At 69.0% G+C, this 26,430-nt stretch carries 19 protein-coding genes and 2 pseudogenes; 13 read left to right on the top strand and 8 right to left on the bottom strand.

Features of this window, described 5'->3' with window-relative positions:
- Positions 1-135: 135 nt before the first annotated feature.
- Genes G6N07_RS01415 through G6N07_RS01435 form a run of 5 tightly spaced genes read right to left on the bottom strand, consistent with a single transcriptional unit; the run spans position 136 to position 6,112 of the window.
- Entirely contained in the window at positions 136-2,382 is a 2,247-nt protein-coding gene (locus tag G6N07_RS01415; protein WP_085189604.1) for an AAA family ATPase, read from the bottom strand.
- 1 nt (position 2,383) lies between these two features.
- Positions 2,384-3,205, bottom strand: a complete 822-nt coding sequence (gene pssA, locus G6N07_RS01420) for a CDP-diacylglycerol--serine O-phosphatidyltransferase (protein ID WP_275990500.1) — start codon at positions 3,203-3,205, stop codon at positions 2,384-2,386.
- A gap of 41 nt (positions 3,206-3,246) precedes the next feature.
- Positions 3,247-3,954: a phosphatidylserine decarboxylase gene (locus tag G6N07_RS01425; protein ID WP_085189608.1), complete on the bottom strand. Its 708-nt coding sequence runs from the start codon at positions 3,952-3,954 to the stop codon at positions 3,247-3,249.
- A gap of 35 nt (positions 3,955-3,989) precedes the next feature.
- The gene (moeA, locus tag G6N07_RS01430) at positions 3,990-5,189 is read right to left on the bottom strand and encodes a molybdopterin molybdotransferase MoeA (protein WP_085189610.1); all 1,200 of its coding nucleotides are present in this window, start codon (positions 5,187-5,189) and stop codon (positions 3,990-3,992) included.
- Positions 5,190-5,191: 2 nt separating this feature from the next.
- Complete coding sequence (locus G6N07_RS01435) at positions 5,192-6,112, bottom strand: SDR family NAD(P)-dependent oxidoreductase (RefSeq protein ID WP_085189612.1); 921 nt, start codon at positions 6,110-6,112, stop codon at positions 5,192-5,194.
- Between the two features lie 53 nt (positions 6,113-6,165).
- Here G6N07_RS01435 and G6N07_RS01440 point away from each other — a divergent pair, with 53 nt between their 5' ends.
- The 4 genes from G6N07_RS01440 to G6N07_RS01455 all read left to right on the top strand — a co-directional run bounded on the left by G6N07_RS01440 (position 6,166) and on the right by G6N07_RS01455 (position 9,386).
- Positions 6,166-6,663 (top strand): PH domain-containing protein, encoded by a 498-nt coding sequence (locus tag G6N07_RS01440; protein WP_085189614.1) that lies wholly within the window; start codon positions 6,166-6,168, stop codon positions 6,661-6,663.
- On the top strand, positions 6,660-8,120 hold the full coding sequence (locus G6N07_RS01445) for a PH domain-containing protein (protein WP_085189616.1): 1,461 nt from the start codon (positions 6,660-6,662) through the stop codon (positions 8,118-8,120). Before G6N07_RS01440 ends, G6N07_RS01445 begins: the two co-directional genes overlap by 4 nt.
- Before the next feature lie 45 nt (positions 8,121-8,165).
- Positions 8,166-8,981 (top strand): HAD-IIA family hydrolase, encoded by an 816-nt coding sequence (locus tag G6N07_RS01450; RefSeq protein WP_085189618.1) that lies wholly within the window; start codon positions 8,166-8,168, stop codon positions 8,979-8,981.
- A gap of 153 nt (positions 8,982-9,134) precedes the next feature.
- Positions 9,135-9,386, top strand: a complete 252-nt coding sequence (locus G6N07_RS01455; RefSeq protein WP_235849663.1) for a hypothetical protein — start codon at positions 9,135-9,137, stop codon at positions 9,384-9,386.
- On the opposite strand, the gene G6N07_RS01460 is transcribed toward G6N07_RS01455, so the two are convergent.
- On the bottom strand, positions 9,376-11,058 hold the full coding sequence (locus G6N07_RS01460) for a DEAD/DEAH box helicase (protein WP_085189620.1): 1,683 nt from the start codon (positions 11,056-11,058) through the stop codon (positions 9,376-9,378). The genes G6N07_RS01455 and G6N07_RS01460 overlap by 11 nt on opposite strands.
- A gap of 475 nt (positions 11,059-11,533) precedes the next feature.
- On the opposite strand from G6N07_RS01460, the gene groL reads away from it, so the two are divergent.
- Complete coding sequence (gene groL, locus G6N07_RS01465; RefSeq protein ID WP_085189622.1) at positions 11,534-13,159, top strand: chaperonin GroEL; 1,626 nt, start codon at positions 11,534-11,536, stop codon at positions 13,157-13,159.
- Between the two features lie 10 nt (positions 13,160-13,169).
- Positions 13,170-14,370 (top strand): annotated as a pseudogene (locus tag G6N07_RS01470) (glycosyl hydrolase family 65 protein); the annotation flags it as partial.
- 115 nt (positions 14,371-14,485) lie between these two features.
- Here the strand turns inward: G6N07_RS01470 and G6N07_RS01475 are convergent.
- Positions 14,486-15,220, bottom strand: coding sequence for a ZIP family metal transporter (locus tag G6N07_RS01475; RefSeq protein ID WP_085189624.1), 735 nt, complete (start codon positions 15,218-15,220; stop codon positions 14,486-14,488).
- Between the two features lie 154 nt (positions 15,221-15,374).
- Between G6N07_RS01475 and G6N07_RS01480 the strand changes: the two genes are divergently transcribed.
- On the top strand, positions 15,375-16,304 hold the full coding sequence (locus tag G6N07_RS01480) for a universal stress protein (RefSeq protein WP_085189626.1): 930 nt from the start codon (positions 15,375-15,377) through the stop codon (positions 16,302-16,304).
- A 192-nt stretch (positions 16,305-16,496) separates the two neighbouring features.
- Here the strand turns inward: G6N07_RS01480 and G6N07_RS01485 are convergent, their stop codons facing one another.
- Complete coding sequence (locus G6N07_RS01485; RefSeq protein ID WP_308214537.1) at positions 16,497-20,885, bottom strand: HAD-IC family P-type ATPase; 4,389 nt, start codon at positions 20,883-20,885, stop codon at positions 16,497-16,499.
- A 412-nt stretch (positions 20,886-21,297) separates the two neighbouring features.
- Here G6N07_RS01485 and G6N07_RS20830 point away from each other — a divergent pair.
- From G6N07_RS20830 to G6N07_RS01515, 6 genes and pseudogenes are all read left to right on the top strand, one after another.
- Positions 21,298-21,375 (top strand): annotated as a pseudogene (locus G6N07_RS20830) (hypothetical protein); the annotation flags it as partial.
- A gap of 192 nt (positions 21,376-21,567) precedes the next feature.
- The gene (locus G6N07_RS01495; protein WP_085189628.1) at positions 21,568-22,086 is read left to right on the top strand and encodes a mycothiol transferase; all 519 of its coding nucleotides are present in this window, start codon (positions 21,568-21,570) and stop codon (positions 22,084-22,086) included.
- Between the two features lies 1 nt (position 22,087).
- Positions 22,088-22,627 (top strand): phosphatase PAP2 family protein, encoded by a 540-nt coding sequence (locus tag G6N07_RS01500; RefSeq protein WP_085189630.1) that lies wholly within the window; start codon positions 22,088-22,090, stop codon positions 22,625-22,627.
- A gap of 53 nt (positions 22,628-22,680) precedes the next feature.
- Positions 22,681-24,198: an aldehyde dehydrogenase family protein gene (locus tag G6N07_RS01505; RefSeq protein ID WP_085189632.1), complete on the top strand. Its 1,518-nt coding sequence runs from the start codon at positions 22,681-22,683 to the stop codon at positions 24,196-24,198.
- Between the two features lie 18 nt (positions 24,199-24,216).
- Complete coding sequence (locus G6N07_RS01510) at positions 24,217-25,095, top strand: hypothetical protein (protein WP_085189634.1); 879 nt, start codon at positions 24,217-24,219, stop codon at positions 25,093-25,095.
- Positions 25,096-25,128: 33 nt separating this feature from the next.
- Positions 25,129-26,409 carry a cytochrome P450 gene (locus tag G6N07_RS01515; protein WP_085189636.1) on the top strand — a complete coding sequence of 427 codons (1,281 nt, stop codon included), beginning with the start codon at positions 25,129-25,131 and terminating at the stop codon, positions 26,407-26,409.
- Positions 26,410-26,430 lie beyond the last annotated feature (21 nt).

Consider the following 26,430-nt stretch of genomic DNA (forward strand, 5'->3'; position numbering starts at 1 on the left):
GGTGTCAACCTCGGCCCGACCTAGCCCCAGCCAGGGTAGTGCTGAGCACTGCCACCACGACCCCAGAAGCAGGCCCGGTGCACTGTTTCGCCGGTCTTGTGGTCCAGCCGCACTCCGCTCGCCCGGCTGGCCGCCCTAGCGGTTTTCGGAGAACGCGCGCAGCGTGTCGACCTGGACCCGGTCCAGCGACGGGCGCACGGTCTGCCGGGCCGCCTCCACGTCGGTCGCGGTGACGTCGGCGGCGTCGATCGACCGCCGCATCGCCGACAGCGCCGCCTCGCGGAGCAGCGCAACGCAATCGGCGGCGCTGTAGCCGTCGAGGCCGGCGGCCAGTGTGTCGAGGTCGACGGCTTGTTCCCCCTCGGTGGCCAGCGGGATGGATTTGCCCGCGGTACGCAGGATCTCGCGTCGCGCCTCGGCGTCAGGTGGTTCGACGAACACCAGCCGTTCCAGCCGGCCTGGCCGCAGCAGGGCCGGGTCGATCAGATCGGGCCGGTTGGTGGCTCCAAGCACCACGACGTTGCGCATCGGTTCGATGCCGTCGAGTTCCGTCAGCAGCGACGCCACCACGCGGTCGGTCACCCCGGAGTCGAAACTCTGCCCGCGCCGCGGCGCCAACGCGTCGATCTCGTCGAGGAACACCAGCGACGGCGCAGAATCACGGGCGCGGCGGAACAGGTCGCGCACCGCCCTCTCCGACGCGCCGACCCATTTGTCCATCAGTTCGGCGCCCTTGACGGCGTGCACGGACAGCCGCCCCGAACTGGCCAGGGCGCGCACCACGAAGGTCTTACCGCAGCCGGGCGGCCCGTAGAGCAGCACACCGCGCGGCGGCTCGATGCCGAGGCGTTCGAAGGTGTCGGGATGCTGAAGCGGCCACAGCACCGCCTCGCTCAGTGCCTGCTTGGTCTCGGCCATGTCGCCGACGTCGGCGAGCGTCACCGACCCGACCGACAGCTCTTCGGTGGCCGACCTCGACAGCGGGCGAATCACGGTGAGCGCACCGGTGAGGTCGCGCTGGGTGAGCTGTGGGGGCGCCCCGTCGGCACTGGCGCGCGCGGCCGCCCGCAGAGCCGCCTCCCGAACCAGTGCGCACAGGTCGGCGATCACGAAACCGGGTGTTCGCCCGGCGACCTCGTCGATCTCGAGGTCCTGCGCCGGAACGCCGCGCAACAGCACCTCCAGCAGGGCCTTGCGGGTGGCGGCGTCGGGCAGACTCAACCCCAGTTCGCGGTCGCACAACTGCGGGTCGCGCAGCCGGGGGTCGACGCCATCCGGCCTGGCCGAGGTCGCCACGAACGCCACACCGGGTGTCGCGACGGCCCTGCGCAGTTCGGTGAGGATCAGCGTGCCCACCGGTTCCGGCGTCGCGGGCAGCAGCGCGTCGATGTCGGTGATCAGCAGCACGCCGCCGCCGTCGCGCACCGTCGCCACCGCCGACGAGACCCGGTTGAGCCGGTCCTCGGCGTGCAGCGCGCCCACCTCGGGGCCGTCCAGCTCGACGAGTCGCCGTTGCGCGCAGACCGTCCGCACCAGCGTGGCTTTGCCCACCCCGGCGGGTCCGGACACCAGGACGCCGAGATGTGCCGTGGCACCAAGGGTCTGCAGCAACGACGGCTCGTCGAGGGAGAGTTTGAGCCATTCGGTGAGCCGGCCGGCCGGGACGTGGCTGCCCTTGAGGTCGTCGTAAGACACCGCCGGCGTGTCCGCCGACGGTGTGGTGACGGTGGCCTCCCCGACCGTGGACTCCACGGTCGCTCCCATCGCGGCTGGCGTTTCGGTCTGGCCGGCAGGCCCGCCGCCCCAGGTGACAGAGGAATTCGGTTGGATGCTCACGGTGCCGGCTGGGTCGACGCTGGTGACCGTCAGCAGTTCCGAGGTCCAGGTGATGCCCACCGACGAGGCGAGTGCGGTGGTCGCCGCCGACGCGGACGTTCCGGGGCCGAGGTCGCGCGGCAGCAGGGAGACGGTGTCGCCCACCGTCATCACCTTGCCCAGCAGCGCCTGCCGCAGCGTCGCGGGCGAGATCGAGTGGGTGGCCAGCCGTGACCCCGACACCGTCACCGACCGCGCGCCGTAAACCGTCGCCGGCGCCACGATGACGGGGCTGTTTTCGCGCAGACCCGCGTTCGACAGCGTCACGTCGTCGAGCAGGGCCGTCCCGGTCGGAATTCCCGACGGGGCGATGCCGACCACCGCGGCTGTCGCGCGTGCGCCGGTGAGCGACACCGCATCCCATTCCCGTATACCGAGCGCGGCGATCACCTCGGGGTGCAGCCGCACCACCCCGCGCCGGGAGTCCAGCGCCGAGGTGTTCAGCCGCGCCGTCAGCCGCAGATGGCTGAGATTGGTTTCGTGGCCGGACAGTTCGGACTCCGTCATGTCACCGGCCGGGTTTGCGCAGGCCGAGGCGGGCCACCGAACGACGGTGCGGCTGGGTGCGCCGGATCTCGCGTCGCGAGGCGCGGCGGATCGCGCGGCGCTGACGCGGTTTGTCGTCCCACGTCTCGGGGTGCGCGGCGAGCCACCGGTTGGTGCGCACCGCGAACGGGATGTGCACGACGTAGGCCACGATCACCACCAGGATCACCAGGTAGCCGTAGAGGATTGAGGCCGTCACGCCGATCGCCAGCAGCGCGAGCAGCGGCGCGACCATGTTCGGCGGCACCGAGAACGTGTGGATCTTGCGCATCGGGATCGTGCTGACCACCAGCAGCGACACGCCGACAATCCAGATGACCACCGCCATCTCCGACGTCCACCAGCCGTCGCCGAACTGCATTTTGGCCGCCAGCGGACCGATCGCGCCGATCGCCCCTGCGGGCGCCGGCATCCCGACGAAGAACTCCTTGGTGTAGGCGGGCTGGTCTTCGGTGAGCATCGCGTTGAACCTGGCCAACCGCAGCACGATACACACCGCGTAGAGCAGCACCACGATCCAGCCGATGCGCGACTGCGACAACAGGGTGCCGTAGACGATGAACGCCGGTGCGACACCGAAGTTCACCGCGTCGGCCAGCGAGTCGATCTCCTCGCCCATCTTCGACGTCGCGTTGAGCATGCGAGCGATGCGGCCGTCGAGGGCGTCGAGGATCGCCGCCACCGCCAGGAACGCCATGGCCTCGGTGGGCCTGCCGTCGAGCGCGAACTTCACCGACGACAGGCCGAGGCAGATCGCGGCGACCGTCATCGCGCTGGGCAGCATGCGCAGGCTGACGACGCGTTTGGGCACGCTGCGCGGCTGGATCACGAAAACGTCGCCAGGATCGTCTCGCCGCCGACCGCGCGCTGGCCCGGCAGCACCTGGATCTCGGTGCCCTCGGGAAGGTAGGTGTCCAGCCGGGAACCGTAGCGGATCAGGCCGTAGGTGTCGCCGATGTTCACCTTGTCGCCGGTGGTGAGGTCGCAGACGATGCGACGGGCGACCAGGCCCGCGATCTGCACGGCGATCACCTGGACGCCGGTGTCGGTGCGGATCACCACGCTGTTGCGTTCGTTGTCCTCGCTGGCCGCCGCCAGTTCGGCGGAGCCGAACAACCCTGGCCGGTGTTCGACAGCGACCACCTCACCGCTGATCGGGATGCGCTGGACGTGGGCGTCGAAGATCGACAGGAAGATGCTGACCCGCGGCACCGGCCGGGCAGCCAAGTCGAGCTCGGCGGGTGGTTCGGCCTCCTCGACCAGGCAGATCAGCCCGTCGGCGGGCGCGACGACCACGCCCGGCCGGGTCGGTGGCACGCGCGCTGGATGCCGGAAGAAGGCGGCGTTGGCACCGGCGGCGACCAGCCCCACGCCCCGCAGCCAGCGGTTGCGGCGGCCTGCGGCGGCCACCGCGAGGCCGGCGCCGATGAACGGCAAGCCAGCCGGGTGGACCGGCGGAACGGTGGTCTTCACCAGCGCCATGAACCGCTCTGGGCCGGTTCTGAGATCATCGGTGCTGGGGCGTCTGGCCATCGGCTGGATTCTACGTGCGGGGGGTGCCGGGCAGGCTAGCTCAGGTCCCATAGGTCGACCCGCGATCCGGCGGGCAGCTCGTGGGTGTCTTCGGGGATCTCGAGCAGACAGTTGGCCGACGCCAGCCAGCGCAGGTGGTGCGACGCCGGCGGCCCGTAGCTCATCACCTCGCCGGTGTGCTGGTCGAACACACCTCTGCGGAACTGTCGCTTACCGCGTGGCGACGTCAGATTGTCGGTGAGCACTGCGCTGCGGCGTGGGCGTTCGGGCTGCGGTGCGCCCATCGCCGCGCGCAGCGGTGCCCGCAAGAACACCTCGAACGAGACGAGCGCGCTGACCGGATTGCCGGGCAGCGTGACGACGGGCGTCCCGCCGACCCGGCCCGCGCCCTGCGGCATACCGGGTTGCATGGCCACCTTGGTGAACTCGACCTCAGGCGAGCCCCCGAGCGCGTCCTTGACGACCTCGTAGGCCCCAGCACTGACACCGCCGGTGGTGACTATCAGGTCGGCCTGTCCGGCGTAGCGGTCCAGCGTTGCGCGGAAGGCGTCGACGTCGTCGCCGGTCATCGGGGAGGCGACCACTTCACCGCCGGCCTCGCGGACGGCCGCGGCGAGCATGACGGCATTGGACTCGTAGATCTGCCCGGGGAGCAGCGCAGTACCTGGGGCGACCAGTTCGGTTCCCGTCGACATGACCAGCACGCGCTGCCGCGGGATGACCGCGAGTTCACCGAGGCCCAGCGCCGCCGCCAGACCCAGCGCCGCAGGTGTCAGCACCACTGCGGCCCGCAGGACCGTGGTGCCCGCGGTGACGTCCTCACCGGCGGTGCGGACGTGTTGTCCTGCCCGGGCGGGGGAACGGATCGCCACGGTGCCGGTGCCGGCGTCGGTGGCTTCGACCGGGACCACCGCCGTCGCCCCGAGAGGCAGTGGTGCGCCCGTCATGATGCGGTGCGCGGTCCCGGGTTGCAGCACCAGCGGATCGGTGCGCCCGGCCGGGATGTCCTCGGCGACCGGCAGACGAACCGGTCGGTCCCCGGTCGCATCCGCGACGTCTTTGGCGACGACGGCGTATCCGTCCATCGCGGAGTTGTCGAACCCGGGCAGGGACAGCGGCGCGACGACGTCCTCGGCCAGCGTGAGGCCCAGTGTGGCGGCGATCGGCAGCCGGACCGCCGGACGCCTCTGGATCAGCCCAGCGACGACCCGCTGGTGCTGTTCGACAGTGCGCACGTTCAGACGGGGAAGGTGACGCCGGTGAGTTCTTCGGAAACACTCCACAGGCGGCGCTGTGCGGCCGCATCGTGCGAACGGGCGCTGGACTGCACGAGTTTCGGGTGGCCGCGCTGTTCGCCGATGCCGTCGGGGCCGTAGTACTGCCCGCCACGCACGTCCGGGTCCGTCGCCGCGCGCAGCGTCGGTAGCGCACCCATCTCGGCGCTCTGTGCCAGCAGCCCCCATACGAGCTGGATGGGTTGCCGCAGCACCGGCCACAGGTTCCGGGTCAGCTCGGTGTCGGAGCCGCCGGGATGCGCGGCGACGGCGATGGTCGGCGCGCCCTTGGCCGACAGCCGGCGGTCGAGCTCGTAGGTGAACAGCAGGTTGGCCAGCTTGCTCTGCCCATAGGCGGTGACACGGTTGTAGCCGCGTTCGGACTGCAGGTCGTCGAAGTTCATGCGGCCGAAGCGGTGTGCGCCGCTGCTGATGGTGACGACGCGCGAGCCCTCGACGGGGAGCAGGTTGTCCAGCAGTTGGCCCGTGAGCGCGAAGTGCCCGAGGTGGTTGGTGCCGAGCTGCAGCTCGAAACCGTCCTTGGTGGTGCCCTTGTCGGTCATCATCACGCCGGCGTTGTTGACCAGCAGGTCGATCCGCGGGTAGTCGGCGCGCAGCTCGTCAGACGCAGCGCGGATGCTGTCCAGTGACGTCAGATCGAGTTCACGCACGCTCACGTCCGCATGCGGCATTCCTGCGCGGATGCGCTCGGCTGCCGCGCGGCCCTTGTCGGTGTTGCGCACGGCGAGCACCACGTGGGCGCCCTTACCGGCCAGCACCGCCGCCGCCTGGTAACCGATGCCCGTGTTCGCGCCGGTGATGACGGCGACACGGCCCTCCTGGTCGGGCACGTCCGCCGCAGTCCATTTGGTGTTCGGGCTCATGAGAGAACCCTACTGGCCTTCAGCGGGAGCCACCGATGAGCCATGCTCAAACCATGGAGCACCCGCCCCTTGTCCTGGCCGATCCGGAGAACCGCCCGAGCGCCAAGGCGCCCCTGCTGTGGGCGACGTCGGCGGCGCTGCCGTGGCTGGTGCTCGCGGTGGCGCAGGTGGCCTGGTGGGCGGCGGACCCGGCGAATAGGTGGCTGCACGCCGCGGCGGCGGTGGGCACGCTACTGGGCATCGTGTTGTTCGTCGGCGTCGTGCCGGTGTGGCGGTATCGGGTGCACCGCTGGGCCGTCGACGAGCGGGCGGTGTACACCAGGACCGGTTGGCTGATGCAGGAGCGCCGGATCGCCCCGATCTCCAGGGTGCAGACCGTCGACACCCAGCGCGGGCTGCTGGACCGGCTGTTCGGGTTGTCCGACGTGACGGTGACGACGGCGTCGTCGGCCGGAGCCGTGCGCATCGTCGCCCTCGACGCCCCGGTCGCCGAACGGATCGTCGCGCAGCTGACCGACATCACAGCGCTCGGCGAACAGGACGCGACGTGACCACCACAGCACCGGAGCCCCAATGGCTGCGGTTGAGCCCGCGCATGCTGCTGGTCCATCCGGTGCACGAGGTGCTGCGGCAGGTTCCGGTGCTGATCGGTTCGGTCGTGCTCGGGTCGGCGACCGGGAATCCGCTGTGGGCGGTCGCCGCGTTGGCGGTGACGGTCGCCGTCGGGGTGGCCCGGTGGTTCACCACGACGTACCGCATCGACGCCGAGGAGGTACAGCTGCGCGCGGGTGTCCTGCAGCGCCGGGTACTCTCGGTGCCCCGCAACAGGATCCGCTCCGTGTCGACCGATGCCCGCCTACTGCACCGGTTGCTCGGGTTGACCGTTGTGCAGGTGAGCACCGGGCAGGAGGCGCACGGCGACGACGCGTTCGCGCTCGACGCCGTGGAGGCCGGCCAGGTCCCGCACCTGCGGGCCGAGCTGCTGGCCGGCTCGCTGACGATCACGGGCGATGCCGAACCGCGGGGCCGGGTACTGGCGCGCTGGCAGCCGGAGTGGCTGCGGTACAGCCCGCTCAGCTTCACCGGTCTGGCGACGATCGCCGCCGCGGCCGGTCTCCTGTACCAAGCCGGAGCCGGTGCGCTGCTGCGGAGTACCGGCCTGGCCGAGGACGGCCGCGGCGTCACCCAACGCTTCGGCGTCGCGGCGACAGTGGCCGCCGTCGTGGTCGTCGTCCTGATCGGCTCTGTGGTGCTGTCGGTGCTGCGGTCGCTGCTGACGTACGGAAACCTGCTCCTGCGTAGAGATGCCGACGTCCTGCATCTCGAACACGGGCTGCTACGTCGGCAGGAACGCACCTACGACATGCGCCGACTGCGCGGTGGCACACTGCGGGAACCATTGTTGGTCAGGGCGTTCGGCGGGGCGCGGCTCGACGCGGTGATGACCGGGGTGGGCGGGGCGGGCGAGGCGTCGTTGTTGTTGCCGCCGTGTCCGGCGGCAACCGCGCGAGCCGTGCTGAGCGATCTCATCGCCCGCCAGGAGGAGGTCATGGGACCGTTGCGCGGTCACGGGGCCTCGGCGGCGAGGCGCCGGTGGACCAGAGCGCTCGCCGTGCCGGTGATACTCGGGATCGCGCTGCTGGCGGCGACTGTGCTGTCGGTGCCGCCGGTCTGGCTGTGGGTGGTGTGGGCGGTGCTAACGGGGTGCTGTGCGCTGCTGGCCGCCGACCGGGTCCGCTCGCTCGGGCACCGGGTCGGTGACGGCTGGCTGGTGGCGCGCAGCGGCAGCCTCGAGCGGCGCCGCGACTGTATCGCCGGGCCCGGCATCATCGGGTGGACGGTGCGTCAGACATTCTTGCAGCGGCGGTCCGGGGTGGCCACGCTGATCGCCGCCACCGCCGCGGGTGAGAAGGCCTACCGGGTCATCGACGTACCCGCCGACGGTGCCTGGTCGATCGTCGCGGCTGCCTCGCCGTGGGTCAGGGATGTCCCGTGGGCAGGAGATTGACCGGGCCCGAGTTGCGCGTCGGCGGTAGCGGTTTACTGTCGGCGCATGGCGATCGGTGGGGTGCTGTTCGACATCGATGGCGTGCTGGTGACATCGTGGCGGCCGATCGACGGTGCGGCCGAGGCTCTGCGCGTGCTCGCCGACCACCAGGTCGCCCGCTCCTATCTGACCAACACCACGACCAAGACGCGCAGGCAGATCGCCGACCTCCTCGTCGACGCCGGTATGCAGGTCAGCCCGGACGAGGTCATCACCGCGGCGGTGCTCACCGCCCAGTACGTCCGCGACCGCTACCCGGGCGCCCGGTGCTTCCTGGTCAACAGCGGGCGAATCGGTGAGGACATGCCCGGTGTGGACCTCGTGTACGCCGGTGAGCACGGCACCGACCACATTCCCGAGACGCCGGATGTGGTGCTGCTCGGCGGCGCCGGCCCCGAGTACGACCATCTGACGCTGAGCTGGGTCTACGACTGGATGTCCCGCGGGGTTCCGGTGGTCGCCATGCACCGCAGCACATCCTGGAACACCGCCGACGGACTGCGTATCGACACCGGCATGTACCTCATCGGGATGGAGGAGACGTCGGGGCGCAAGGCAACGGCCGTCGGGAAACCGGCGCCAGAGGGTTTCCTGGCCGCCGCCAGCCGCCTCGGTGTCGACCCAGACGAGATGTACGTCGTCGGCGATGATCTGAACAACGACGTGCTGGCTGGTCAGGTGGTCGGGATGACCGGTGTCCTGGTGCGTACCGGGAAGTTCCGGCAGGACACCCTGGACCGTTGGGCCGCGGACGAATTCGCGATGCAGCCGAACCACGTGATCGACTCGGTCGCCGATCTGCCCGGCCTGCTCGGCCTGTGACGCCGCGACCGGCCGCGGGCTGCGGCCGGCCATCTCAACCGTTCGGCTGAGGCGCGACACCTGTGGTGCTGGTTGGGTTGGCCGCGACATCTACCACGGGCGGAGTGATCGATGCCGAGAATCGGTCAGCACGCGGTGGTATGCAGAGCGAGCATGGCGGGGCTCTTGGCCGCCCGGGTGCCCACCGACTACTACGACACCGTCAGGGTGGTCGAGCGGGACCGTCTGGTCGACGAACCGGTGCCCCGCCGCGGTGTACCGCAAGGCTGCCAACCGCACGCCCTGCTCGCACGGTGCCCACAGATCCTGGACGAACTGTTCCCCGGTTACCTCGACGAACTGGTCACAGCACCGCCGGGGAGACTGGTTACATCCTCAACAGACGCCCCGGCGGTCACGCCTTGAGTGTGCGCACCGCGGCGATCCGGGCCTGCAACTGATCCGACGTCGCTGCGGCCACCGGTGGCCCTCCGCAGATGCGGCGCAGTTCGTTGTGGATCCACCCGTGTGGTTTGTTCAGCCGGTGATGCGCCAGTGACACCAGCGTGTTGAGCTCCTGGCGCAGCGTGCGCAGCTGGCCGTACGGGGTGACCGGGGGCGGCGCACCCGATGCCGTGCGCCTGGTCAGTTGCTCTTCCTGTCTGCGGCGCAACAGTTCTCGCATCTGGTCGGCGTCGAGCAGGCCGGGTATCCCGAGGTAGTCGGCTTCTTCCTCGCTGCCCGCAGGGGTAGCGGTGCCGAAAGATGCGCCGTCGAAGATAACCTGGTCCAGTTCGGCGCTGGCGCCCAGTGATTCGAACCCACGATCCTCTTCGGTGGGCTCACTGCGGCGGCGTTCGACGAGTTCCTCGTCGCCCATCGATTCGCGGTGAGGTTTGCCGAGCACATGGTCGCGTTGAGCTTCCATCTGGCTGGCCAGCTCCAGCAGCGCCGGCACCGAAGGCACGAAAATGCTGGCGGTCTCGCCGGGGCGTCGTGACCGGACGAACCGTCCGATCGCCTGGGCGAAGAACAACGGCGTCGACGCACTGGTGGCGTAGACGCCGACTGCCAACCGCGGCACGTCGACACCCTCGGAGACCATCCGGACCGCCACCAGCCACGGTGTGTCACCGGCCGCGTACTCCGCGATCCGCGCCGACGACCCGGGGTCGTCGGACAGCACCAGCGTGGGTTGCCGTCCGGTCATCTTCGTCAGCAGCGCCGCGTACTGTCGGGCCGCGGTCTGGTCGGTGGCGATGATCATCGCCCCGGCGTCGGGCATGCCACCGGAGCGCAGCTGCTGCAGCCGGGTGTCCGCGGCCTTGAGCACCGCCGGGATCCACTCGCCGTTCGCATCGAGCACGGTGCGCCATGCCCGTGCGGTTTGTTCAGCGCTCAGCGGTTCGCCGAGGCGCGCGGCGTGCTCTTCGCCGGCGCTGCTGCGCCACCGCGCCTCACCGGAGTAGGCGAGGAAGACCACCGGGCGCACCACGCCGTCGGCAAGCGCGTCGGCATAGCCGTAGGTATGGTCGGACTCCGATCGCAGCAAACCTTCGGCGTCCGGCACGTAGGTGACGAAAGGGATCGCGCTGTCGTCGCTACGGAACGGCGTCCCGGTCAGCGACAGGCGGCGGGTGGCTTCGCTGAACGCCTCGCGCATCGCCTCGCCCCACGTCTTTGCGTCCCCGCCGTGATGGATCTCGTCGAAGATCACCAGGGTGCGGTAGTTCTCCGTGCGCACCCGGTGCCGGGTCGGGTGGCTGGCCACCTGAGCGTAGGTCACCACGACGCCGTGGTACTCCGACGACGTCTGCGCCGAGGAGTTGCTGAACTTTGGGTCCAGGGCGATACCCACCCGGGAGGCGGCCAGCGCCCACTGGATCTTCAGGTGCTCGGTCGGCACCACAACCGTGACCCGCTCCACGGTGCCGTCAGCCAGCAGCTCACCCGCGATGCGCAGGGCAAACGCCGTTTTACCTGCCCCGGGGGTGGCGACCGCCAGGAAGTCGCGCGGCTTGGCGGCAAGATACCGTACCAATGCCCGACGCTGCCAGCCACGCAAAGCCTGGGTGTCGGGCGCTGCATAAGCCCGCACCCAAAGACTCCTCACTGATCGGGCAGCAGCCTAGCGCAACGGATTCCGGCCGTGCACCTCTGCTTGGCGCGTCGCCGCACAGACGGTGTGTCGCCGTGCGTTCGTGGTCGGGCCGGCTGCTCCTGCCCGACCACTCGGCGCAACGCCCCGCCTGCACTCCGACGCGCTATTCCTGGTGCCGTCGGACCCCGACAGCACGAAGAACGCCTCGGACGGGAGATGCAGGTAGCGCATCGGATCGGTGTTCGACAGTCCCGCGTGAACTGTTGGCCGAGGTGCTCGCCGGACCTTGCTGACGCCTTGCACTCTCCCTTGCCGAGTGCTAAGAATGCAATTGGCACTCGCGACCGGTGAGTGCTAGGTCGGGACGGTGAGGCGAGGGTCCGCACCTGCGGGGCACACCCGAGCCGTCCGTCGCGGGCACCGGATCCGACCAACGAGAACGTGCATCCGTTATCGGAGGAAACACTTCGCAATGGCCAAGACAATTGCGTACGACGAAGAGGCCCGTCGCGGCCTCGAGCGGGGCCTCAATGCCCTCGCCGATGCAGTGAAGGTGACGTTGGGTCCCAAGGGTCGCAACGTCGTACTGGAGAAGAAGTGGGGCGCCCCCACGATCACCAACGATGGCGTGTCCATCGCCAAGGAGATCGAGCTGGAGGACCCGTACGAGAAGATCGGCGCCGAGCTGGTCAAAGAGGTCGCCAAGAAGACCGACGACGTCGCCGGTGACGGCACCACCACCGCCACCGTGCTCGCCCAGGCGCTCGTCCGCGAGGGCCTGCGCAACGTGGCTGCCGGTGCCAACCCGCTCGGCCTCAAGCGCGGCATCGAGAAGGCCGTCGAGAAGGTCACCGAGACGCTGCTGAAGTCCGCCAAGGAGGTCGAGACCAAGGAGCAGATCGCTGCCACCGCCGGAATCTCTGCCGGTGACCAGTCCATCGGTGATCTGATCGCCGAAGCCATGGACAAGGTCGGCAACGAGGGTGTCATCACTGTCGAGGAATCCAACACCTTCGGCCTGCAGCTCGAGCTCACCGAGGGTATGCGCTTCGACAAGGGTTACATCTCCGGTTACTTCGTCACCGACGCCGAGCGTCAGGAAGCGGTCCTCGAGGATCCGTACATCCTGCTGGTGTCGTCGAAGATCTCGACCGTCAAGGATCTGTTGCCCCTGCTGGAGAAGGTGATCCAGTCCGGCAAGCCGCTGCTGATCATCGCCGAGGACGTCGAGGGCGAAGCGCTGTCGACCCTGGTCGTGAACAAGATCCGCGGCACCTTCAAGTCCGTCGCCGTCAAGGCTCCCGGCTTCGGTGACCGCCGCAAGGCGATGCTGCAGGACATGGCCATCCTCACCGGTGGTCAGGTCATCAGCGAAGAGGTCGGCCTCTCCCTGGAGACCGCCGACATCTCGCTGCTCGGCCAGGCCCGCAAGGTCGTCATCACCAAGGACGAGACCACCATCGTGGAGGGTGCCGGCGACGCCGAGGCCATCCAGGGCCGAGTGGCTCAGATCCGCGCCGAGATCGAGAACAGCGACTCCGACTACGACCGCGAGAAGCTGCAGGAGCGCCTGGCCAAGCTGGCCGGCGGTGTTGCGGTGATCAAGGCCGGCGCTGCCACCGAGGTGGAGCTCAAGGAGCGCAAGCACCGCATCGAGGACGCCGTTCGCAACGCGAAGGCCGCCGTCGAGGAGGGCATCGTCGCCGGTGGCGGCGTGGCGCTGCTGCAGTCCGCCCCGTCGCTCGAGGAGCTCGACCTCAGCGGTGACGAGGCCACGGGCGCCAACATCGTGCGCGTCGCGCTCGAGGCCCCGCTCAAGCAGATCGCCTTCAACGGTGGTCTGGAGCCGGGTGTGGTGGCCGAGAAGGTCCGCAACTCGGCAGCCGGCACCGGCCTCAATGCCGCGACCGGTGAGTACGAGGATCTGCTCGCTGCCGGCGTTGCCGACCCGGTGAAGGTGACCCGTTCGGCACTGCAGAACGCAGCTTCGATCGCGGCGCTGTTCCTCACCACCGAGGCCGTCGTCGCCGACAAGCCGGAAAAGGCTGCCGCACCCGCGGGCGACCCGACCGGTGGCATGGGCGGTATGGACTTCTAAGTCCACTCAAGGAGAAGAGCCCGGGTTGCGGAAAGCAGCCCGGGCTCTTCTCGTATGGTTGGCGCCTCAGGACGGGTTCGCCGAGATGCGCGACGCGCACAACCTCGCCTGGACGCACATCTGGGATCGGCTGAGCATCGAGATCGACGGTCATCCCGAAGAGTTGCAGATGCTGCGGCTACACCTGATGCACCTGATGCAGACCGTCTCCCGCCACAGCGAAGACCTCGACATGGCGTGCCCGCGCGGGGCCTGCATGGGGAGGCCTATCGCGGCTACGTGTTCTGGGACGAACTGTTCATCTTCCCGGTCCTGAATCTGCGGTTCCCGACGATCACCCGAGCGCTGCTGCGCTACTGCTACCGCTACCGGCGACTGATCGAGGCGCGCGCGGGCAGCCAAGCTGGCTGGCTATGTCGTCTACAACGTGTGGCATTTCTACCAGGTCACCGGCGACCTGACGTATCTCGCCGACTACGGCGTGGAGCTTCTGGTGGAGATCGTCCGGTTCTGGGTCAGCAGAACGACCTACGACGAGTCCACCGATCGCTACCGCATCCTCGGGGTCATCGGTCCCGACGAATTCCACTCCGGGTGTTAGGACCGGCCTTTCGGCGGTGTCGACAACAACGCCTACACAACGTGATGGCGGTCTGGGTGATCCTGCGTGCCGTCGAGGAACTGCAGCGCTGGGATCACGTCAGTCGACGCATGTTCGTGCCGTTCCACGATGGACTCATCAACCAGTTCGAGGGCTACGAACAACTCGCGGAACTGGATTGGGAATCGTACCGGACGCGCTACGGCAATATCCAGCGCCTCGACCGGATCCTGCAGGCCGAGGGCGACGATGGCGGACTACTACATGGCCCGCAACTCGCACGGCTCGACGCTCAGTGCCGTCGTGCATTCCTGGGTGCTCGCTCGCGCCAACCGCGACCGGGCGATGGAGTTCTTCCGTGACGTCCTCAATTCCGATGTGGACGACATCCAGGGCGGCACGACCTCTGAAGGGTGCACCTCGCCGCGATGGCCGGCAGCGTCGACCTCGTCGAGCGGTGCTTCACCGGGCTGGAGGTACGTGGGAACCGCATTGTGTTGTCGCCGTACTGGCCAGAAGCGATGGGTGCACTGGCATTTCGGCTCCACTATCCGGTCACCACCTGCACGTGCGGGTCAGCGGACGCGGCGCCGAAGTCAGCGTGGGACCGTAGGAAGTCCCGCCGGTCGTCATCGAATGCCGTGGTTGGATCCAGCAACTCGCACCCGGCAGTGGAAAACACCGTGCCCTGATGGTGGGGTATCTCCGCAATCGGTGTGAAGTGCTCACGTCACCGCCGCGATGGCCCAAAGAACTAGCAGGCCACCGGCGAAACAAGCGGTGTGGGTGATTTTGCGCTGCGGCGCGGGCGAGGTGGTCAGCTCGGGCAACAGGTCGGCCAGTGCGATGTAGATGAAGTTTCCTGCGGCGAACGGTATGAGGACCGCGACGTCGACTCGCCCGGCGAGCCAATAGGCGAGCAGGCCCCCGATCGGAAACGTCAAGGCCGACGCGACGTTGTAGGCCAGCGCATGCCGGACGTTCCAGCCACTGTGCACCAGGATCCCGAAGTCCCCGATCTCTTGCGGGACCTCGTGTGCCGCGGCGACCAGCCACGTGACGATGCCCAACCTGATGTCGACGATGAATGCGCTGCCGACTGCTACGCCGCCGACGAAGTTGTGCAGTCCATCGGCGGCGAGGATGAGGTAGCCGAGTGGACGGTGCTGGCCCATCGGCCGATGGCAGTGGTGCCAGTGCAGGAACTGCTCCAACACGTGAAACACCATGACGCCCAGTCCAACCCACGCGAACACCGCCAGATTGTTGCCGAGCGCGGCAATGGACTCCGGCAGCATGTGGAAGAGGGCGCCACCGAGCAGCGCACCGGCCGCCAGTCCCACCAGCGGCATCACAATCCGCGAGAAGTGGCGGTCCGGAATCAACAAGGCGGCGCTGCCGACAAGGGCTATCGCGCTCATCGCCAGGCCCGCGACCACGATCCAGACCAGCGCCCCCATGGCGAATCACGGTAGCCGCGGCAGAAAGGTTTCGCGGCGGGCACAAGTGCCTGTTGGTCAGGGACCAACGACTCTAGACCCGGCCATGGAGTCGCCCTATCGTCAGGGAAGCAACTGGCCCGGGGGTTCGGGTGCCTGTGCAAGGGAGAAGCGAATGCCGTCTCGGTCGGAGCATCACGCAATCGTGGCAGCCGTCGACGGGTCACCGTCCTCGACCGCAGCCGTGGAATGGGCGGCGCAAGACGCCGAGTTACGCCATTTGCCACTGCATCTGGTGCATGTCGTGCCGCCGGCAGTCGTTCCCGCGGGGCCATGGCCACAAGCGCCGGTGGAGTTGTTGGAAGCACTCGATGCCGAAGGTTCCCAGATCCTCCACGACGCCCAAACGCTGGCGCTCCAGGCCACCTCGCCGAGTCGTGCGGCCAACGTGACCACCGAGATGCTGCACTCACCGATCGTGCCCACCCTCATCGACCTGTCCCAGGATGCAACCATGGTGGTGCTGGGATGCCGCGGCACCGGAACGGTGGAGACTGCGCTGCTCGGCTCCGTGAGTTCGGGTCTCGTGCACTACGCACACTGCCCGGTAGCAGTCATCCACGACGAAGATCCGCTTGTGGCACGGTCACCCAAGGCGCCGGTCCTCGTCGGTATCGACGGTTCGCCGACCTCCGAGTTGGCGACCGAAATCGCTTTCGACGAGGCCTCGCGCCGTCGTGCGAGATTGGTTGCGTTGCACGCATGGAGCGATATGGGGCCACTCGAGTTTCCCAGCATCAACTGGGCCCCGATCGAATGGCGCAACATCAAAGAGCGTGAGACAGAGGTGCTGACCGAACGGCTGTGCGGATGGCAGGAGCGCTATCCCGACGTCGTGGTCGAGAAGATCGTCGTGGCGGACCGGCCGGCACCGCGGTTGCTCGAACACGCTCACTCCGCGCAACTCGTGGTGGTCGGCAGCCATGGTCGTGGCGGCTTCCCGGGCATGTTGTTGGGCTCGGTGAGCAGGACCGTTGTGAATTCCGCACGGATCCCGGTGATCGTCGCCCGGCTGTCCCGGGGTGCTACCCTGCCAGGGTCCTGAACGGCACTGGCAGCGACGTCTGAGCTCGGCGAACCATGCGATCAGCTAATGACATCAGGGGTCTTCTGCACGACGGTCGCACGGCCAGGTGCCGCTCGACAAAAGCCGGCGAGCACCGGTAATCCGGCGCACACCATGGTGCCAGGTTGGCGCCCCTACCGCCCAATTGAGCGGTCAGCGCCTGCGTGGTTGTCATGAGCGATCGCCTCCGGGTTGTTCCTCGATGTGTGCCGGAATCCAGTTCTGGGCCGCTTCGGCGATGCGGGACAGCAGATCCGGAGCGACGGCGGACAACGCTGTCGCCAGGCCCGCCGCCAGCACGCCCTGGCTCCAGCCGATCGGCCCGACGGGGGTGCAGCCGAACAACCTGCTCAGACCGGGGGTGCTGATCACGCCCCCCATGACCGCGAGGCTTCCCAGCGACGTCGCGATTACCGCCGGACTGCGAGAGTCCACCATGGTCTGCATCAGCTGGCTGCCGACCAATCCGATGAGCGCCACGGTCGACGCGTGCGCGGCTGTGCCCGTCGGCCTGGCCAGAAACCACGCCAGCGTGGCGCCGGCAGTGGTGGCCGCACCACGGATCCCGATCTCGCGCCACAACCGTTGTTCATCGTGGTACACCGCGCCGGTGCGGTACTGGTCACTGACGGCCAGCGCCGCCGCGGGCAGCGCGTCGGTGAGCAGATTCACCAACAGCATCTGGCGGGTGTTCAGCGCCGACTTTCCGGTGAGCAGGGTGGTGATCAGCGCAAAGCAGATCTCTCCCGCGTTGCCGCCGAGCAGCACACTGACCGCGGAGTGCACCCGACGCCAGAGCTGGTGCCCTTCATCGATGGCATCGAGCAGGGCTTCGATGCGTCCGTCCAAGAGCATCACGTCGGCGGCGGTCCGCGCCGGATCACTGCCCCGCGCCACCACACCGACGCCGACACTGGCGGCGCGGATCGCCGCTGCGTCGTTGGCGCCGTCCCCGACCATCGCGGTCACCATGCCGGCCCGCTCCAAGGTCTGGACGACCTCGATCTTGTGCTCGGGCGTCATCCGCGCGAACACTTGGCAGCGACCCACCGCCTGTGTGCGCTCGCCCGCCGACAGGCTCTCCCAGTCGCTGCCGGTCATCACCTCGTCCTCGGCGACGACGAGACCCAACTCGGCGGCGACGGCCCGCGCGGTGACCGGATGGTCGCCGGTGATCAGGCGCACCCCGATGCTGCGCTCGGCCAACGCGGTGAGCAGCGAACCCGCGGCCGGCCGCGGAGTGTCCGCGAGACCGATCAGGCCCACCGGCGTCAACTCACCGCGGCACAACCGCTCAAACGTCAGCGGATCGGCCACCGCCGCAGCGGCCTGGTCCCGGTCGATCTCGCGGACTGCGACCGCCAGCACCCGTAATCCGGCAGCGCTCATGTCACCGACGGTCTGGGCCAACCCGGCGTTGTCCTCGGTCAGCGCCTTCGCGATCGTCTCGGGCGCACCCTTGATGGCGATCGTGGTGCCGCATAACGCGGCCGCGAACGGGCGATCCGACTGGAACGGCAGAAACGCGTCGTGCCCGTCGTAGTCGACGGTGGATGTGTGGTCGGCGGCCGCGCGGATCGCCTCGTCGGTGGCATGCTCGGCACGGTGGCCCGGCCTGGCGAACGTCGTGCGCGCGGCGACGCCCAACACCTGCTCCGCAGGGAAACCGTCGAGTGGATGCACCTTTCTCACCTGCAGCCGGTTCTCGCTGAGCGTTCCCGTCTTGTCGAAGCAGACGACGTCGACGCGCGCGAACGCCTCCACGGAGTGTGGATTTCGCACCAGCACGTGCTCGTCGGAGAGCTTGCGCGCGGCCGCGAGCTGAGCCAGCGTCGCGACGAGCGCCAACCCTTCCGGCACCGCGGCCACGACCACCGACACCGCCTCCGACAGCGCAAGCCGCAACGGCGTCCCGCGGAGCAGGCCGAGCGCGCCGACCATGGCGCCGCCTGCGACGCTGACGGGCAGCGCGCGCTTGGTGATGTGTCGCAATTGTGCGTGCAGGCCGATCTCGCCCGACGTGCGCGGAGCCATCGCCATCGCGCGCCGGATCTCCATGCCGCCGCCGACGGCGGTGACGATGGCCATCCCGGTTCCGGACAGGATTGTGGTTCCGCCGTAGAGCATGCAGATCCGTTCGGCCAGCGCCGCGCCCGGTGTCGGGGTGGTGTCCTTGGCCACCGGCAGCGACTCGCCGGTCAGGGTGGACTCGTCGACCTCGATATTGACGGCCTCAATCAACCGGGCGTCGGCCGGAATCACCTCTCCGGCAACGACTTCGATGAGGTCCCCGGGTCGCAGTCGGTCCGCTGGGACTTTCTCGTGGTGACGCTTCTCGACCGGGCCGGTGCAGCGGCGGGCCAACGGCTCCTGCACCGCCAGCAGATGCGCAATGGTGCGCTCGGCGTGCAGCTGCTGCTCGGCGGACACCGCGGCATTCGCCACCAGCACGCTGGTCACCAGCGCGGCGTCGACCGCCGAGCCGAGCAGGGCGCTGGCCATTGCCCCGGTCACCAACAACGGTGTGATGGGGTCGTCGAGGTCGGCGCGGACCTCGGCGAGGAAATCCCGGGCGCCCCGCCACGCCGCCGCGGCCGCACCGGCGGTTCGTTTCGGCCCGGGTGGCTCGCTGTCGGTGCCGTCGACAGGACGGGGAAGCAGCCGGGTGACCTCCGTCGCGGGCAGGGCGTGCCAGTCGTGGCCGGGTTCGGGGTGGGGCAGCCGATCGCGAAACACCTTCGCGCCCGCGATGAACCCGTTCCACAGCCCCGCCGCCGCGCCGGCGCTGACCGTTGCGGGCCCATTTCCGACCACGCCGGGCACCAACATCAGTGCGCCGATCGCCGAACTGGATGCCGACAACTGCACCGCCTTGGCGCTGACGCGACGGGCGACGGGCACGGCGTGCAACAGCCGCCATGCCCCGGTGAGGTCGCCGACGAACACGTCGGCGCCCCACGGCGGCCGGCCGTCGGCACGCACCACACCGATCGTGAGGTGTGCGGCGTGGGGCGACCGCATGTCGGCCGATGTGATCAGCGCGACGGTCGTGCCGTCGGCCGCCGACCGGTTCACTGCGTCGGCCAGCGCGTCGTCGACCGATCCGTCGACCGGGTGAAGGACGTCGAAACCCTGTGCCAGCGAACGTAACCCGTCGTCCTCGACGGAAACCACGCGCAGGTTCGCACGCCGGGCCTCCGCGAGCAGCGCCGAGGCGTACGGATCCCGAACAGGGCTGACCAGCGCCTCGCCGTGGTCGCCGGCATCGGGGATGGCCGACAGCGGGTGCCACCCGGGTGACAGCCCACCCTGGTCCAGCGCGACCCTGGCCGCTTCCCAGGCCGATATCCGGTGTGAATCGCGCGGCCCGCGAACGCGGGTGATCATCAACTCCTCGGTGTACAGGGCCCGTGGATCCACCACGACGGCGTCGATGCGGTCGAGCATGCGCAGTGCGCGGGGGGCGATGACGACGGCGTCGTGGTGAGCGTCCAAGCCGCGCGTCAACGCGCATCCGAACGCTTCCCGGCTGGTCCGCAACGGCTTCGCCACGGTGACCATGGCAGCTGCGCCCGCGAGTCGGGTGTTCCTGGTGAGCAGGCCCAGAGTTGCCGCGGCGCCGACGCCCATCGCACCCGCTCGGTCGGCGTAGCGGTCTGCGCTGTCCTCCGGCTGCGCAGGCAGGCGGGATAACCGGGCAGCGCCGCCTGGCGACGGGTCGGCGGCCAGCTCGGGCTCCCGTCGCCGCCAGGCCCGCCGCGCGTTCCATGCCTCGGCCGCGAGCATCGCCCTGGTCGCGGCTTCCCCAGCGGCGGCGGTCGGCGACGAGGTCAACGCTGCATTAGTCGAATTGAGCACAGCGAACAGCAGATCGGTCGCGTCGGCTCCGAGCCGCTGCTCGAGGTGGCGGCGTAACCGCGGCGTCTGGTCTAGCACCGCTGTAGGCACTGCGAGCGCGCTGGACAACCGCGGTACCCGCAGCACGGTTCCCGTGATCGCGAACCCGAGACCGGCTGACGCGATTGCGGCCGCTGCCGTTCGAGCGATGAGCACTGCATCATCTGCGGCCATGGCCGCAGAGGCCCTCCGCCTTGGCGATGCGGCGGCGCCGCACTCGGCCTGCGCCACGACTTCACAGAGTTGCGGGGTGGAGGGGCCGCCGTCGTCGACGGTGACCACCACTCGCGATGCCGCCGTATTGAGCACCGCGCGCTGCACTCCCGGCATCCCACGCACCGCCGTCAGCACCGCGGCCCCCACGGCCGCCGCATCGGGCCCGTCGAGGCCCCGTACTTCTATCCAGCGCCGTGCACCGTTGGCGCTGACGCGCCGGGCGTGCGGACCGCCGAGCGCTTCGGCGGTGACGGCAGTGGCCGCCCGGGCCAGCGCGCCGACACCGGCCGCCTTCTGGGCCACGGCCTCACCAGCATCGGCCACCACACCACCGACGACCAGAGCGGTACCGGCGGTCAAGCCGGCAACGGTGGCTCCGGCGGTCATGGCCACCTGCATGCTCGTCGCCGCTGCGCGCAGTGGGGCGGTGGCCAGGCGGGTCAGCATGTCAGTTCAACGCTCGTCAACTCAGGGCCTTTCGGGCTCGCACACCGCAGGGTCACGAACGAGGGTCACGATCACACGACATCCCCCGACGACATCCCCCGACGACATCCCCCGACGACATCCCCCGACGACATCCCCCGACGACGTTGTGGTCGTCGGCCTCGAATAACACGTTGTTGATTACCGCGCTGCTCGGAAATATCTCCGGTTAGCCGTCGACGCTGGTGACGAGCCGCGGGGCGCTCGACATCAGCTCCCAGCATTCGCTTTCGGAAAGGATGGAAATGGGTTGCGTCGGTGTGGACATGGGCACGACGTTACCGACCGGCCGGCGCCGGGACCGCGGCCGAAAGTCCCATCGACTCATGATCTAAAGGCCCTGCGTCGCGCAGCGACTTGGGCGCACTGGACCAGTGGCGGCCGCGTTGTCATCAACGACGATGTTCTGCGGGGGCTGCGGGTGACGCCCCAACAACTGCGTGACGTCGCCACACCGCAGTTCCCCATGACCGCGGCGATCACCCCGTCCGTCACCGCCACGTCGCCGACGTACGGTTCACCGCCGAGCCGGTCGAAAGTCATCAACCCGAATGAACGGTGACGAGACGATCGATCACTTCGGAATCAGCTGGCCGGCTACACCATGCCAGCAGACGTGACGTTCGCTGAGTAGGTTGGCCCTATGCCTGACTCGGATGCGGCCGCCGCCCGCGAACTTTTGCGTGACTCGTTCACCCGCCTGATCGAGCACGTCGAGAATCTCACCGACGAGCTGACCGACGAGGTGGCGCTCTACCGCCCGACGGCGACGGCCAACAGCATCGCTTGGTTGCTATGGCACAGCGCCCGGGTGCAGGACGCCCAACTCTGCGAGATCGCCGGCATCGAGCAGGTGTGGACCCGTGAGGGATGGGTCGATCAGTTCGCGCTCGATCTACCGCGCGACGACACCGGCTACGGCCACAGCCCCGACGACGTCGGCAAGGTTCGGGTGCCGGCCGATCTGTTGGCCGGTTACTACTCCGCGGTGCACAAGACGACATTGGCCTACATCGCCTCCGTGACCCCCGACGACCTCTCCCGGATCGTCGACCGCCGGTGGGATCCCCCGGTCACCGCCAGCGCCCGGCTGGTCAGCATCATCGACGACTGCGCTCAACACCTCGGTCAGGCCGCCTATATCCAGGGCATCTCACACTGAGATGAGGACCGCGCTGCACTGGTGGCCGCTGGTCGCCGTGGGCGCGATGTTCGTGCTCGGCCGGCTGGTGGGCAAGGGTTCGACACCCCTGGACAGTCGCCTGTTGGCCATCGACGCCCCCGACCCGCTCCTGGTGTTCGTCGAGGCGCCGGTTCAGATCGCGGTGCTCGGGGCCGCGGTGACCTACGCGCTGTGGCGGAGACGGTGGCAGCTGGCCGCGGTGGCGGCGCTGTGCCCACCGGTGGCCGTCGTCTCCGCGCAGTTGTTCAAGCGGGTGTTCGACCGCACCCGCGATGGCGAGCTCGCCTACCCCAGCGGGCACATCACCGCGCTCGTGGTGGTCGCGGGCATGGTCGTGCTCGCGGCCGGTGGCCGGCTGTCGGTGGTGGTGGCCGCGGCGGTGGCCGTCATCGTCGGCATGGTCCTCGTCGGAATCTCGTTCCACTACTTCACCGACACCGTGGGCGCGCTACTGCTCGGCAGCGCCTATGTCGCGGGGGCGGCCCGCCTGGTCATCCACCGGCCCGACCGCGCAACTTGACAGGCGTCAACCCGGGTGCGATTTGCGTCACAACGGGTGGTTAACATAGGCCTATGACCGCGACGCCGGAACTCGATGCGCTCGACAACAGCACCATCCGCAATCCGGCGACGGGTGGCGTCGCCGGGCAGGTGCGCTGGACCGATCCGGCCGACGTGCCGAGGATCGCCGCCGGCCTGCGCACCACCCAGAAGGGCTGGGAGAACCGCGGCGCCACAGGGCGCGCCAAGGTGCTGGCCCGCTACGCCGTGTGGCTGGGCGAACACCGTGCCGAGATCGAAGAGCTGCTGATCAAGGAGACTGGCAAGTCGGCCGTCGACGCCGCCCAGGAAGTCCCGCTGATCCTGATGATCACGTCGTACTACGTCCGCACGATGGACAAGGCGCTGGCCCCGGAGTCGCGTCCCGCGGCGCTGCCGTTCCTGTCGATCAAGAAGATCACCGTGCACTATCGGCCGCGCCCGGTGGTCGGGATCATCGCGCCGTGGAACTACCCCGTCGCCAACGCGCTGATGGACGCGATCGGCGCCCTCGCGGCCGGATGTGCTGTGCTGCTCAAGCCCTCCGAACGCACGCCGCTGACCGCCGAGCTGCTGCTGCGCGGCTGGCAGGATTCCGGTGCCCCCGAGGTCCTCGCGATCGCGCAGGGCGCCCGTGAGGTGTCGGAGGCCGTCATCGACAACTCCGATTTCATCCAGTTCACCGGCTCCAGCGCCACGGGCGCGAAGGTGATGGAACGCGCCGCACGCCGCCTCACCCCGGTCAGCCTCGAACTCGGCGGCAAGGACCCGATGATCGTCCTTGAGGACGCCGACGTGAACCTCGCCGCGCACGCCGCGGTGTGGGGCGCGATGTTCAACGCCGGCCAGACGTGTGTGTCGGTGGAACGGGTCTACGTTCTGGAATCCGTCTACGACCAGTTTGTGGACGCCGTCGTACGCGACGTCAAGAACCTCAAGATGGGCGCCGGTGAGGGCAACGACTTCGGGGCGCTCATCGACGACGGTCAGGTCGCCGTCACCGAGCGGCACGTCGCGGACGCTATCGCCAAGGGCGCCAAGGCGCTCACGGGCGGTAAGCGGCGCACCGGCCCGGGCAGCTTCTACGAGCCGACGGTACTCGTCGACGTCGACCACTCGATGGCCTGCATGACCGAGGAGACGTTCGGCCCGACGCTGCCGATCATGAAGGTCAAGTCTGTCGAGGAGGCCGTCCGCCTGGCCAACGACAGTCCCTACGGCCTGTCGGCCGCGGTCTTCTCCAAGGACATCGACCGGGCGCAAGCCGTCGCACTGCAATTGGATTGCGGCGGGGTCAACGTCAACGACGTGATCTCCAACCTGATGTGCACGACCGCGCCGATGGGCGGCTGGAAGACGTCGGGCATCGGGTCCCGCTTCGGTGGACCCGAGGGCTTGCGCAAGTACTGCCGGATCGAGACGGTGGTCGCACCGCGGACGAATGTCGGCGCCGGCGGCAACTACTACAACAACTCAGCCAAGGCGCTCAAACGCATGAACACGATGATGACCAAGCTCGCGCTGATCCGCCCGCGTCGCATGGCCAAGTAGGGCGCCGGTCTCAACCGCGTGCGGTCCGTTCTGACAGCCCTGCTGTGGCTGCTGACGACGGTGCTGTTGGCCGCTGCCGTGCCCGCGGTGTGGGCGCAGGAGAACCTCGTCAGCGAGCAGGGCTACGCCAAACTCGCCGAGGCCGCGGCCGCGGACACCCGCCTGCGCGCCGCGATGGCCGACGAGCTCACGACTCAGATCACCGCGCTGGCGGCCGATCGCGGGTACGGACTCAACGAGACGCTCGTGCACCAGATCACGTCCGCCTACACCGGTAACGCGGGCTTCCCCGGGCAGTTCGCGCAGGCAAATCGCATCGCGCACCGCTGGCTGTTCACCGACGACATCCCGCAGGCCGACGTCGGCGACCAGTGGCTGATCGACATCGCGCCGATGCTCTCGGATCCATCGTTGGCCGCCACACTGGGCAACCTCGACCTCGACGTGCCCGACACGCTCATGGTCCCGGTCACCGTGCCGTCGCCCGAACTTCGGCCGGGCCGTCTCCAGGCCGTCGCGACGTGGGGGCCGTGGGTGAGCATCGTTTTAACCGTGCTCACTGCGGTGTTCGCGCTGCTCACCCTGGCCGGATCGCGCCGGCGTGGCAGAGCACTTGCCGGGCTTGGTGTTTCGGCACTGTTGGTCGGCGCGTCCGGATGGGCGGGGCTGGAGGTGGCCGACGGCTACATCGACCGTGCGCTGACCCGCGCCGAGGGCGACTTCCGCCGGATCGCCGATGAGATGGTGCTGCACGCCGAGGACAGCCTGCACCACTGGCTGAACATGACGTTGATCGCCGGTGTGGTCTTGGTGGCGGTCGGGGTGGTGGTGTCGATGCTCGGGGGTCTGCGCCGCCAACCGGACGTGGTCAGGCACAGCCCGGTCAGGGATCGATGATTGGCAGGCTGCCGGCCGGGTAAAGGCGGGTTCATGGGACATCGACTGACCGGGCTGCGGGCGGCTGCCACGCTGGCCGATCTGGGGTCGGCGTCGATCGCCGCCGGGGTGATCGCGCGGCGCAAACCCGCGGTGCAGGCGCTGGAGGCCGTCCAGGCCGACGCCAGGGCAGTCCGCCGCATGCAACAGCTGCGGCGAGAATTCGGCAAGGGACCCGTCGAGTTGATCCTGCCTGGCCGGCGAATGGTGGTGGTGCTCGACCCCGACGACGTCGCCCGGGTGCTCGCCGGAGCGCCCGAGCCGTTTCACCCGGCCAACCGGGAGAAACGCAAAGCCCTCGATTCCGCACTCGACTCCGGCGCCGAGATACACCGCCTGGCCGGTGCCTTCGCCGATGTGATCACCGCGGAGGCACGCGAGTTGGTGGACACGGTGGCCGCGCGCGGCACCATGGACGCCAACCAATTCATGGCCGCGTGGTGGCGGATCGTGCGGCGGGTCGCGCTGGGTGACCGCGCCCGTGACGACGAAGAGATCACCGACGCCCTGCTCCGGCTCCGCCGGGCCGGCAACTGGTCGTTCCTGTCGCTTCCGCACCACCGCAAGCGCGCGAAGTTCCTGCAGCGGCTGTACGAGTATGTCGAGGATCCGCAGATCGGAACGCTGGCAGCCGCGGTCGCCGACCTACCCGTCCACGGCGCCGTCGACCCGGTGGGCCAGATGCCGCAGTGGCTGTTCGCCTTCGACGCGGCGGGAATGGCGCAGCTGCGTGCGATGGCCGCGCTCGCCACCCACCCCGCGGCCATGTCCAGGGCGATCGAAGACGCCGCCGAACCGGATCAGCTGCGGCTGCGGCCGTTTCTGCGGGCGTGCCTCCTGGAGTCGGTGCGGTTGTGGCCCACCACACCGACGATCCTGCGCGACACTACCGAGGACACGACGTGGCGCGACGGCACGGTCACCATCGAGAAGGGCGCGGGGTTGATGATCGTGACGCCGGCCTACCACCGCGATCCCGCGCTGCTGCCGTTCGCGAACGACTTCGTCCCCGACATCTGGCTTGACGGTCGAGCTCGCTCGTATCCGCAGCTGGTCCCGTTCTCCGCCGGCCCCGCCGAGTGCCCGGGACGCAACCTGGTCCTGTTCGCGACGAGCACGCTGCTGGCGAACCTGCTGAGCCGGCTGGACTTCCGGCTGTCGTCGACACCGCAGCTGTCGCCGGACGAGCCGTTGCCGGTGACGCTCAACCAGTACGGGGTGGAGTTCACCGTTCAGCCGGTCACATCGTCGACGGCCTCCTCATTGCCGTCCTGAGTGCTTGAGCATTCTCCGGTG

The organism is Mycolicibacterium doricum (assembly GCF_010728155.1).
GTDB classification, from domain to species: Bacteria; Actinomycetota; Actinomycetes; order Mycobacteriales; family Mycobacteriaceae; genus Mycobacterium; species Mycobacterium doricum.

Coding starts and splice junctions, on each gene's coding strand:
- G6N07_RS01515 (WP_085189636.1), top strand. CDS start 25,129: ATGGGACATCGACTGACCGGGCTGCGGGCGGCTGCCACGCTGGCCGAT.
- G6N07_RS01495 (WP_085189628.1), top strand. CDS start 21,568: ATGCCTGACTCGGATGCGGCCGCCGCCCGCGAACTTTTGCGTGACTCG.
- groL (WP_085189622.1), top strand. CDS start 11,534: ATGGCCAAGACAATTGCGTACGACGAAGAGGCCCGTCGCGGCCTCGAG.
- G6N07_RS01475 (WP_085189624.1), bottom strand. CDS start 15,220: ATGGGGGCGCTGGTCTGGATCGTGGTCGCGGGCCTGGCGATGAGCGCG.
- pssA (WP_275990500.1), bottom strand. CDS start 3,205: ATGCTGCCCAGCGCGATGACGGTCGCCGCGATCTGCCTCGGCCTGTCG.
- G6N07_RS01415 (WP_085189604.1), bottom strand. CDS start 2,382: ATGACGGAGTCCGAACTGTCCGGCCACGAAACCAATCTCAGCCATCTG.
- G6N07_RS01480 (WP_085189626.1), top strand. CDS start 15,375: ATGCCGTCTCGGTCGGAGCATCACGCAATCGTGGCAGCCGTCGACGGG.
- G6N07_RS01500 (WP_085189630.1), top strand. CDS start 22,088: ATGAGGACCGCGCTGCACTGGTGGCCGCTGGTCGCCGTGGGCGCGATG.
- G6N07_RS01440 (WP_085189614.1), top strand. CDS start 6,166: ATGGAGCACCCGCCCCTTGTCCTGGCCGATCCGGAGAACCGCCCGAGC.
- G6N07_RS01450 (WP_085189618.1), top strand. CDS start 8,166: ATGGCGATCGGTGGGGTGCTGTTCGACATCGATGGCGTGCTGGTGACA.
- G6N07_RS01505 (WP_085189632.1), top strand. CDS start 22,681: ATGACCGCGACGCCGGAACTCGATGCGCTCGACAACAGCACCATCCGC.
- G6N07_RS01455 (WP_235849663.1), top strand. CDS start 9,135: ATGGCGGGGCTCTTGGCCGCCCGGGTGCCCACCGACTACTACGACACC.
- G6N07_RS01485 (WP_308214537.1), bottom strand. CDS start 20,885: ATGCTGACCCGCCTGGCCACCGCCCCACTGCGCGCAGCGGCGACGAGC.
- G6N07_RS01435 (WP_085189612.1), bottom strand. CDS start 6,112: ATGAGCCCGAACACCAAATGGACTGCGGCGGACGTGCCCGACCAGGAG.
- G6N07_RS01425 (WP_085189608.1), bottom strand. CDS start 3,954: ATGGCCAGACGCCCCAGCACCGATGATCTCAGAACCGGCCCAGAGCGG.